Here is a 10,847-nt window from a genome sequence, read left to right on the forward strand (position 1 = left end):
CCGCCGCTTCAGGCCGTCCGGCCTGCGGCGGCGGGCTGATGGCGTCGCCGCGCCCGGCGGCCGGTGAAATCGTCGCCGCCCTGCAGGCGCGCCAGTTCGAACTGTACTACCAGCCCAAGACCGCGCTGAAAGACGGCGCCCTGCACGGCGTCGAAGGGCTGATACGCTGGCGCCATCCGCGCCACGGCCTGCTGTCGCCGGCCTGCTTTTTGCCGCAGGCGGAAGCCGCCAGCCTGGTCGACCTGCTGACCATGGAAGCGCTGCGCCTGGCGCTGGGCGACTGGCGCCGGTGGCAGGCGGGAGGCCTGTCGCTGCCGCTGTCGCTCAACCTGTCACCGCGCTCGCTGGCCGACCCGCACCTGGCGGAGCAGCTGATGGCCGCCGTCATCGCCGCCGGCGTCCCGCCGCGCGCCGTCACCTTCGAGATCATCGAACACGAAGAAATCGCCGACCTGGCCACCGCCCTGCGCATCCTCATCAAGTTGCGCATGCACGGTTTCGGCCTGGCGCTGGACGATTATGGCGCCGGCCACGCCTCCATGCTGCAGCTGTCGCGCTTTCCGTTCACGGAACTGAAGCTGGACAGGCGCCTGGTGCACGGCGCCTGCAGGCGCCCGCACATGCGAACGTTGCTGGCGCACGCGGCGGCCACGGCGCGCGAACTGGGCGTGACCTCGGTGGCGGAAGGGATCGAAATGGAACAGGACCGCATCCTGCTGCGGGACATCGGCTGCGACCTGGCACAGGGGTATCTGATCGCCAGGCCGATGCCGGCCGCCGCGCTGCCGCTATGGCACGGCAAGTCAGCTGCGGCAGGCAAAGTTACAGGGACGGGTGCGGTGATCCAGCTGCGCCCTTAAAATGTGATTCCAGGCCAGGCTGCAGGCATTGGGCGATCCGGGCAGGCAGAAAATCAGCGTATCGTTGGCGATGCCGGCCACGCAGCGCGACTGGATCGCGGCCGCGCCGATCTCGTTGTACGACAGCTGGCGAAACAGCTCGCCGAAACCGACGATCTCCTGATCGAACAATACCCCCACCGCTTGCGGCACAGCGTTGTGGCGCGCGAAACCGGTGCCGCCGCTGCTCAGCACCACATCGATCTGCGGATCGGCGATGCATTCGCTGAACGCGCGCCGCAGCTGGTAAATATCGTCGAACACGATCTCGCGCCGCAGCACGCGGTGCCCCGCCTCGGTCAGATGCATGGACAGCAGATCGCCGGCATCGTCGTTATCGGAGGTACGTGAATTGCTGACGGTGATCACAGCGCAGGTAAGCATGAATGGTTCCTTGTTTATGAGATGTTGTAACGGTCGCATGGCTTCAAGGCTTCGGGCACGTCTTCGCCACACTGCTCCAGCAGCGAGCGTTCGACATTGCGCGTCATCGCATTCAGCGCCAGGCAATTGGGCTCCGTGCCGAACGGTTCCGAGATCTCCTGCGCGATCGCTTCCAGCGCGAACAGCGTATAGGCCACGAACACGCACACCAGCGGCGTGACCGCGCCCAGATCGCCCACCAGCCCGAACGGCAGCATGAAGCAATACAGGTACACGGTCCGGTGCAGCAGCACGCCATAGGCAAACGGAATCGGCGTATTGGAAATGCGTTCGCAGCCGCCGACGGCCGCGGACAGCTCGCTCACCTGTTTGTCCAGCAGCCATAACAGCGATTCGCTTTCTCCGCCGCCGTCCTGGCGCCGACGCGCCGCACGCGCCAGCATCAGCCGCAGACGATCCAGCAACGCGATCGGGATATAGTGCATGCCCGCCAATTCCCGCGCCTCTTCCTTAGGGAGGTAGCGGGCCAGATCTTCCGAGGGATCGGTCTTGCGCAACTGGTGCGTCAGCGCGTAGACGAAGGCGATCAGCCGCTGCAAAAACAGCTTGCGCTCGAAACCGTCGCCGTCGGCCGGCAGGTAGTTGATCACCTGCGACATCAGCGCGCGCGCCGCAATCAGGATGCGGCCCCAGATCTGGCGCGCCTCCACGTAACGGGCGTAGGCGGCGTTGTTGCGAAAGGCCAGGAAAATCGCCAGACTGACGCCGACCAGGGGAAACGGCACCGTATCCAGCGGCATTTTGCCGCCGAACAGATGCCCGTGGGTGTACACCGCCAGCAGGCTGATAGCAAGAATGATCAGCAGCTGCGGTACGATGGTCTTGAGTACGGAGCCATCCCATACGAACAGCATCCGCAACCAGTTGGTTGGCGGACGGATGATCATGCGACCGCCGCGACACTGGTGCGGGTGAGCAGGACCGGGAACGATTTCGACGTCGGCGTGCCGGCGCCGTCGGCCACGCTGGCGAGCGGCACCAACGGGTTGGTCTCCGGGTAGTAGGCGCCCAGGCAGCCGCGCGGGATGTCGTAAGCCACCAGGCGGAAATCGCGGACGCGACGCTCCACGCCGTCGTCCCACACCGTCTCCACATCCACGTGATCGCCGTTCTTCATGCCCAGCATGTCGATGTCGGCCTGGTTGATGAAGATCACCCGGCGCAGGCCGAACACGCCACGGTAACGGTCGTCCAGCGCGTAAATGGTGGTGTTGTACTGGTCGTGTGAGCGCGTCGACATCATCACCATCAACCGCTCACCGTATCTGGCGCGGGCGCGGCGGATCGGCGTATCGCGTTCGATCGCGTGCGGCACGAACTGCGCCTTGCCGCTCGCCGTCACCCATTCGCGCTCGCGCGAGGCGACCTTGAGGTGAAAGCCGCCCGGCCTCGCCACGCGCGCGTTGAAATCGTAGAAATCGTCGAACACCTTTTCGATATCGTCGCGTATCAGCGCATAATCGTCGCGATAAGCCTTCCACGGCAGCTTGCAACGCTGGCCCAGCGTGGCTTCCGCCATGCGCGAAACGATGGCGATTTCCGACAGCAGATCCGGCGAGGCGGGCTTGCTCAAGCCGTACGAGATGTGCACCATGCTCATCGAATCTTCCACCGTCACGCCCTGCGGCACACCGTTCCGGGTATCGATCTCGGTGCGGCCCAGGGTCGGCAGGATCAGCGCCTTGCGGCCGTGGATCAGGTGACTGCGATTCAGCTTGGTGGAGATGTGCACCGTCAGTTCGCAGGACTGCAGCGCCTTAAACGTCAGCGGCGTGTCCGGCGTCGCCATGGCAAAGTTGCCGCCCAGGCCGACGAAGACCTTGACCTTCCCCTCCATCATGGCGGCGATGGTGGCCACCACGTCGTAGCCGTGATGGCGCGGCTGCGCGAAGCCGAATACCTTTTCCATGCGGTCGAGGAAGGCGGGAGTCGGCCGCTCCTCGATGCCCATGGTGCGGTCGCCCTGCACGTTCGAATGGCCGCGCACCGGACACAGACCGGCGCCCCGGCGACCGATATTGCCGCGCATGAGCATCAGATTGGACAGCATTTGAACCGTCGGCACCGAATTCTTGTGCTGGGTCAGGCCCATGCCCCAGGTGGCGATCACGCGCTCGCCCCTGATGTAGACATTGGTCAGCTGTTCGACCTGCGCGCGCTGCACGCCCGATTCCTCCAGCAGCAGCGCCCAGCTTTCGGTGCGCAGGTCGCGCGCAAAATCCTGGAAACCGGTGGTGTGCGCGGCGATGAAGTCCAGGTCCAGCAGGCGCGGCGCGCCGGTCAGCAGGGCCATGTCGTCCAGTTCCAGCAGACGTTTGGCCACCGCCTTGATCAACGCGAAGTCGCCGCCCAGACGCGGCTGCACGAACATGGAACTGATCGGCGTGCTGGACATGGTCAGCATCTCCAGCGGATGCTGCGGGCTGGTGAAGCGCTCCAGCCCCCGTTCCCGCAACGGATTGATGGAGACGATGGTGGCGCCGCGCCGGGCGCATTCGCGCAGCTCGCCCAGCATGCGCGGGTGGTTGGTGGCCGGATTCTGACCGAAGATCAGCAGCGTATCGGCGTGTTCGAAATCGTCCAGCGTCACCGTGCCCTTGCCGATGCCGACGGTGCCCGGCAAGCCGCGGCTGGTCGCCTCGTGGCACATGTTGGAGCAATCGGGAAAGTTGTTGGTGCCATAAGCGCGCCCGAACAATTGATACAGGAACGCCGCTTCATTGCTGGCGCGGCCGGAGGTGTAGAACGCCGCCTGGTCAGGCTCGTCCAGCGCCTTCAGCTCGCCGGCGATCAGCTTGAACGCGGCATCCCAGCTGACCGGCTTGTAGCGGTCGCGTGCCGCGTCATACACCATCGGGTGCGTCAAACGACCGTGCTGTTCCAGCTCATGGTCCGACTGCGCCAGCAGTTCCGCCACCGTGTGCGCGGCGAAGAATTCGGGCGTCACCCGCTTGCTGGTCGATTCCGCCGCCACCGCCTTGACGCCGTTTTCGCAGAACTCGAATGTGGAAGCGTGCTCGCGGTCCGGCCATGCGCAACCGGGGCAATCGAAACCGTCCGGCTGGTTCTGCGCGAACAGGGTCTTGTAATTGGCGCCGCTGACGCGCTCCTTGAACAGATTGATCGCAACGTATTTGAGCGCTCCCCAGCCTGCGGCGGCGTGATGGTAAGGGGCGACGTGTCCGGATTCCGGTATCTGTTTTTTGGTTTCGGCCATGCTCATGACTCCTTATATCGACAGGTCCAGCATAGCCGCCGGCGCCGCCTCCTTATGAGTACAGAACACATCGTCGCCGGGGAGTACAGCCTTGCCATGTTCGAGCGCCAGCTCCGCCGCCGGCGCCGCGCGGCCAAACAGATACCCCTGGAAGGCGTGACAGCCGAAGGCTTCCAGCGCCGACCACTGTTCGCGCGTCTCCACGCCTTCCGCCACCACATCCAGGTCCATGCTGGACGCCAGCGTGATGATGGAGCGCACGATGCTGGACGCGTGGCGCGTCAGCAGCATGTCATGCACGAACGAGCGGTCGATCTTCAACTGATCGATCGGCAGCAGCTTCAGATAACTGAGCGAGGAATAGCCGGTGCCGAAATCGTCGAGCGAGAAGCCGACGCCGTGGGCCTTCAGGGTTGTCATCTTGGCGATGACCTCATCGATCTCCGCCACCAGCATGCTCTCGGTCAGTTCCAGCTTGAGCAGGCGCGGGTCGGCGCCGCTGCGATCCAGCACCGCCAGCACCCCGTCGACAAAGGCCGCGTGGCGGAACTGGCGTGCGCTGACGTTGACCGCCATGGTCAGGCGGGCGCTGTCGGCATCTTCGCTCCAGCGCACCAGCTGGCGGCAGGCCGCCTCCAGCACCCACTGCCCCAGTTCGACGATCAGCCCGGACTTCTCCGCCTGCGGAACGAACTCGCCCGGTCCGATCAGGCCGCGCTGCGGATGCTGCCAGCGCAGCAGCGCCTCGACCCCGGTGACACGGCCGGCGGCGTCGACCACCGGCTGGTAATACAGGCGCAGTTCGTCGCGTTGCAGCGCGTGCCGCAAATCCGCCTCGAGCGAGGCGGAAGCGGCCAGCGCCACCTGCATGTGCGGGTCGAAGAAGCGGAATGTGGCGCGGCCGGCCGCCTTGGCCTCGTACATCGCCATGTCGGCCTGGCGCAAAAGGTCGTTGATGGTGTGATGCTCGGTGCCGAACAGCACCACGCCGATGCTCGGCGTGCTGCGCAGCTCATGCGCCTCCAGCACATAGCAGCAGCTCAGCGAATCGAGCACCTTGCCGGCGACGGCGGCGGCATTGCCCATGGCCTGTTGCTGCTCCACGCCCAGGTCTTCCAGCAGAATCACGAATTCGTCGCCGCCCAGGCGCGCCACCGTGTCGGTCTCGCGCGTGACCTCGGTCAGGCGGAATGCCACCATTTCCAGCAGGCGGTCGCCCATGTCGTGGCCCATGGTGTCGTTCAGCGACTTGAAGTTATCGAGATCGACGAACAGCACCGCGCCATGACTGCCGCTTCGCGCGGCCTTGGCGATGGCATGGTGCAGGCGGTCGAGCAGCAGACGGCGGTTGGGCAGATTGGTCAGGCCGTCGTAGAAGGCCAGATGGGCGATTTCCGCCTCCGCCAGCTTGCGTGCGCTGATGTCCATGCGCGTGCCCAGCATGCGCAGCGGCACGCCGCCGGCGTCGCGCTCCACCACCCTGCCCCGGCTCTGGACCCAGATCCACTGGCCGGCGCGGTGGCGCATGCGGTATTCAGCCTCGTAGGAGCGCGAACCGTCGGCCAGATGGGCCGCCAGCGCCGCATCCATGCCGGCGATGTCCTCCGGCTTGACCATGCCGCGCCACTCGAAACTGGCGGCGTACAGCTCATCCAGCGTGTAGCCCAGCATGGCGGCGGCGCGGCCGTCGACGATGCAGCGGTCATTCTTCATGTCCCATTCCCACAGGCCCAGATTGGCGCCGTTCAGCGCCAGCTCGACCTTCTCGGCGGCGGCGGCCTGCTCTTCCGCGCGCGCGGCGGCCAGATCGTCGATCACCTGGCGCCGGCGCTGCACCAGCAGCAGCGCGCCGCTGGAGGTCAATCCGAACACCAGCCACGCGACGCCGCAGGTCCAGGCCATGCTGTGCCAGCCGGCGCCGATCAGCGCCAGATTGCGACCCAGGCTGACCACCAACGTCTTGTCCAGTCCCAGGCCGCGCAACAGCATGGTACGCTGGACCACCAGCCGCTGCTCGCCGCCGGCGGCCGCGCCGTCCATCACCGTTTCGGTCTTGCGGCTGGCCCGATGGCGCACGAAAAACGGATCGGCGGCGGCGCCGGTGTTGCGCATCGCCGCCGGATCGGCCGGCACGAACAGGATGCGGCGGCCGCTGTCCTCGGTGATGGCGCTGTTCATGTCCGGCGCATACAGCGCGGAGCGCATCACGGCGTCGAAATATTCGGGATTCAGAATGGCGCTGACGGCGCCGTTGTTGCGGCCATCCGGCCCGATCAACGCCATCGACAGCTTGATATTGAACACGCCAGGGGTGTTTTCATAGGGCTGCGACAGATACAGCGTGTCGCGGTCGCGCATATGCTCGATCTTGCTGGTGTAGGCATGATCGTCCAGGCGGCTGTCGCGCAGATCGTCGTCGGACATCACGATAGCGCCCTTGCGGTCCAACACCACGATGGCGCGCACGCCGGGCATGGCGCGCTTCAGCGACTGCAGCAGGATATGGCGGCAATCGGCGCCGCAGCTGCTGCCCGCCTGCAGCGTGGCGCGCGCGCTGTCGAGGGCACTGCGCACGCCTTCCAGCTGGTGGCTGAGATACTCGTCGATGATCAGCGTCTGCAGGCGCATGCGCTCGATGTTGGAGCTCATCAGCAGGCTGCGTTCATTCCACACAAAATAGGCGATCAGCAGAGCGCTCAACACCAGCACGAAGCCGAGCATCAGCCATTCCGCCGCCGCCGAACGAACGCTGGGCAGCTTTTTTCTGGAGCCTTGGATGAACATAAATCCTCCCTGAATGACGATTCAGGTGACTATAAAATCGGCAAGGAATGATGAAAATCGCACCTTGGTATGCAAACTCATACCAAGGTTTAACTTGATTTACGGAGGTTTTTCAACGCCCGGGGCGCGCAACCGAGAAAAGTGTCGAGTTTTTGTGCGATCAGCCGGTCCGTATCCTCGGGCACCGGCAGGCCGTAAACGTATTTACGCACGCCGATATAAAAGATCGCCGCATGCAGGCCCCAGATGAACTCGATCTCGTCCTCGTACTGTTGCGGCGTCGGCGCGGCCACGCCCGCCTCGTGGCGCAGTTCCGCCAGCACCACGTCGAAGACCCGCTCGCGCAAGCTGGCCAGGTAGCGATCGTTGATGCCCTGGCGGGTCAGACCGGCGAAAATGAAGATGCGTATCCAGTCGCTCTGCAGGATCATGGCGGCGTACTGCTGGTAAAACAGCTGCAGCCGCCGCGCCAGCGGCTTGTCGCGGTCGCGCAGCAGCGCGTCCCAGTCCGGGTTCCAGCGCGACAGGTAGACCACCTGGAACACCCGGTCGACAAGTGCATCCTTGCTGGGAAAATAGCGGTACAACAGCGGCTGGGTGATGCCGATCTCCCTGGCCAGCTCGCGGGTGCTGGCGGAAAAGCCATGCGTGGCAAAATAGCCGATTGCCTTGGTGACAATCTGCTGCTCGCGCTCCGCCGGCGACAGTCTGCGCACCGGCTGGGGTCTCTGTGGTCTGGAAGCCATGGGTCGAGTATATCGTTTCTGTTTATCGTACGATCATTAATTCACCAACAGCGCGCGCCGTGGCGCCAGGCGGAACAGCCCGACGCAACCGGTCAGATGGCTGGCCTGCTCGCGCATGCTGCCGGCCGCCGCCGCGGCCTGCTCCACCAGCGCCGCATTCTGCTGCGTGACCGCATCCATCTCGGTGATGGCCTGGTTAACGTGGCCGATGCCGGTACTCTGCTCGCGCGATGCCTCGCTGATGGCGGCCATGATCGCCGTCACGCGCGAAACGCTGTCCACCACCTGTTCCATGGTGCTGCCGGCCTGTCCGACCAGCGACTGGCCGGCGGCAATGCTGGCCACCGAATTATCGATCAGGCGCTTGACCTCGCGCGCGGCGTCCGCGCTGCGCTGCGCCAGGTTGCGCACCTCGCTCGCCACCACCGCAAAACCGCGTCCCTGCTCGCCCGCGCGCGCCGCCTCCACCGCCGCGTTCAGTGCCAGGATATTGGTCTGGAAGGCGATGCCGTCGATGACGGTGATGATATCGACGACGCGGCCGGAAGCGCTGCTGATCTCATCCATCGTCCGTATCACGCGGGCGATCACCTCTCCCCCCTGTTGCGCCACCTGCGCGGTGGTCTGCACCAGGTCATTGGCGCGGTGGGCGTTTTCGGCATTCTGGCGCACCGCCTGCGTCAACTGCTCCATCGATGCCGCCGTCTCTTCCAGCGAACTGGCCTGGGTTTCGGTGCGCGCCGACAGATCCAGGTTCCCGCTGGCGATCTGGCTGGACGCGGTGGCGATGGTCACCGCGCTGCCGCGTATCTGACCGATGGTGCCGACCAGATTGTGCTGCATGGTGTGCATGGCGTGCAGCAGGCTGGTTTCGTCGCCGTCCCGTACCAGTACCGGCGCACTCAGGTCGTTGGCGGCGATGCGGTTGGCCACGGCCACGGCGTATTCGGGCTCGCCGCCCAGGGCGCGCAACAGTCCGCGGTTGATCAAGCCGGACACCAGCAGCTGCACCACGCCCGCCACCAACAGTCCGAGACCGGAGGCCCGCAGCGACTGGCGGAAATCGGCATCGATATCGTCGGTATATACCCCGGTCAGGAAAATCCAGCCCCACGGCTTGTAGGTGCTGATGCGCGCCAGCTTGGGGGTGGCGTCCTGCTGGCCCGGCCGCTGCCACAAAAAGTGCAGAAAGCCGTTGCCCCGCTCCGTTGCGGCGATGCGCGCGAACTCGCGGAAAATGTAGGTGCCATCGGCGTCGCGGAAGTCCATCATGTTTTTGCCGTTGGTGGCGGGATTGCCGGGGTTCTGGATGATATGGCCATCGGTGGCGATCAGTGACACGTAGCTGTCGTCGCCATAGCGCATGCTTGCCAGCGTCGCCATGGCGCGCTTTTGAGCGCCGGCCAGATTGTCATTGCCGGCGGCGACTTCGGCCGCGTAGCGCCTGACCACGGCGTAAGCGGCGTCGTTCATGTCGGTCAGCGCACGCCCGCGCTCCTCCAAACGGGTGGCGCGCAGTTGGAAGGCGTCGAAAATGGCAACGCCGCTCAGGCAAATCAGACTGCAGATCAACGGCAGCCACAATTTTTGTCTGAAACTCAGCTTGGACATGGGATTCTCCTGGTTGGACAGGAGCCCAACTTTAATTGATCGACCGATTAATTACAATCGGCCGGGCCATTCCGTCGCGGAATACCCGCCATGCCTTTAGATAGGTTACAGACGCCCGCCGACGATGGCACAGTGCAGGCTGTAAGCCACCTGGGAGTGCCCATGAAAAGAACAACCTGGATCTGGATCGCCGCCGCGGCGGCAGCCGCCTGTGCCGCCGCCGCGGCCTGGGTGTTCCAGCCGGCCATTGCGCCAATCTCACCGCCATCGCCGAACGACTTCGATCCCGCCAGCGTCGCCCGCGGCGCGCGGGTGGTCGCCCAGGGCGATTGCATGGTCTGCCACACCAGCGCCGGCGGCGCACCGTATGCGGGCGGCCTGCCCCTGCGCACGCCATTCGGCACCATTTACACCACCAATATCACGCCCGATGCGCAGACCGGCATCGGCACCTGGCCGCTGGCGGCGTTCACGCGCGCGCTGCGGCACGGCGTATCGCGTGACGGCCACCTGCTGTATCCGGCCTTCCCGTACATTCACTACACGCGCATGTCGAGCGCCGACATCGACGACGCCTATGCCTACCTGATGACGCGCACCCCGGTGGCGGCGCGCGCACCGGACAACGATCTGCTGCTGCCGCTGCGCTTCCGTCCCTTGCTGGCGGGGTGGAATCTGCTATATCTGCGTCCCGGGCCGCGGGCCGACGATCCGGCGCAAAGCGCGCAATGGAACCGTGGCCGCTACCTGGTCGACGGCGCCGGCCACTGCGCCTCCTGCCACAGCACGTTGGACCCGATCGGTGGCGAACGCAGCCCGGCCTTCAGCGGCGGCAACATCGACGGCTGGGACGCGCCGGCGCTGACGGATCTGCTTAACGCGCCGAAGCCGTGGACCCGCGAACAGCTGGCGTTGTACCTGCGCCACGGCTGGTCGCCCGAGCACGGCGCGGCCGCCGGCCCGATGGGACCGGTGACACACAGCCTGGCGCAAGTGCCGCAAGCCGACACCGACGCCATCGCCACCTACATCATGTCGCTGCAAAGACCGTCGGCGCGCAGCGTCGCCGCCGGCGCCGCGGGCCACGCTGCCGCCAACGCAACCGTCGGCAACGCCGGCAGCACTCACGCAGGCGCCGGCCAGGCC

General features: G+C 65.4%; 8 protein-coding genes. 2 read left to right on the top strand and 6 right to left on the bottom strand.

From position 1 onward, the window contains the following. Positions 1-860 (top strand): EAL domain-containing protein (locus E4L98_RS25280; protein WP_135204300.1); only part of this gene is annotated, 860 nt, incomplete at its 5' end. Here the strand turns inward: E4L98_RS25280 and E4L98_RS25285 are convergent. The 6 genes from E4L98_RS25285 to E4L98_RS31215 form a co-directional block, all read right to left on the bottom strand. Next, positions 804-1,283, bottom strand: coding sequence for a molybdenum cofactor synthesis domain-containing protein (locus E4L98_RS25285; RefSeq protein ID WP_135204301.1), 480 nt, complete (start codon positions 1,281-1,283; stop codon positions 804-806). The genes E4L98_RS25280 and E4L98_RS25285 overlap by 57 nt on opposite strands. A 14-nt stretch (positions 1,284-1,297) precedes the next feature. After that, positions 1,298-2,230, bottom strand: coding sequence for a bestrophin family protein (locus E4L98_RS25290; RefSeq protein ID WP_135204302.1), 933 nt, complete (start codon positions 2,228-2,230; stop codon positions 1,298-1,300). After that, positions 2,227-4,560 carry an FdhF/YdeP family oxidoreductase gene (locus E4L98_RS25295; RefSeq protein ID WP_135204303.1) on the bottom strand — a complete coding sequence of 778 codons (2,334 nt, stop codon included), beginning with the start codon at positions 4,558-4,560 and terminating at the stop codon, positions 2,227-2,229. Before E4L98_RS25295 ends, E4L98_RS25290 begins: the two co-directional genes overlap by 4 nt. A gap of 12 nt (positions 4,561-4,572) precedes the next feature. Continuing rightward, positions 4,573-7,344 (bottom strand): bifunctional diguanylate cyclase/phosphodiesterase, encoded by a 2,772-nt coding sequence (locus E4L98_RS25300; protein ID WP_229257564.1) that lies wholly within the window; start codon positions 7,342-7,344, stop codon positions 4,573-4,575. An 89-nt stretch (positions 7,345-7,433) separates the two neighbouring features. Next, complete coding sequence (locus tag E4L98_RS30900) at positions 7,434-8,060, bottom strand: TetR/AcrR family transcriptional regulator (RefSeq protein ID WP_229257565.1); 627 nt, start codon at positions 8,058-8,060, stop codon at positions 7,434-7,436. Between the two features lie 66 nt (positions 8,061-8,126). Then, entirely contained in the window at positions 8,127-9,701 is a 1,575-nt protein-coding gene (locus E4L98_RS31215) for a methyl-accepting chemotaxis protein (RefSeq protein WP_135204305.1), read from the bottom strand. A 162-nt stretch (positions 9,702-9,863) separates the two neighbouring features. Here E4L98_RS31215 and E4L98_RS25315 point away from each other — a divergent pair. Then, the coding region (locus E4L98_RS25315; RefSeq protein ID WP_135204306.1) for a cytochrome c at positions 9,864-10,847 on the top strand (984 nt) is incomplete at its 3' end.

Source organism: Duganella callida (genome assembly GCF_004614165.1).
In the GTDB taxonomy this organism is placed as follows: domain Bacteria; phylum Pseudomonadota; class Gammaproteobacteria; order Burkholderiales; family Burkholderiaceae_D; genus Rugamonas; species Rugamonas callida.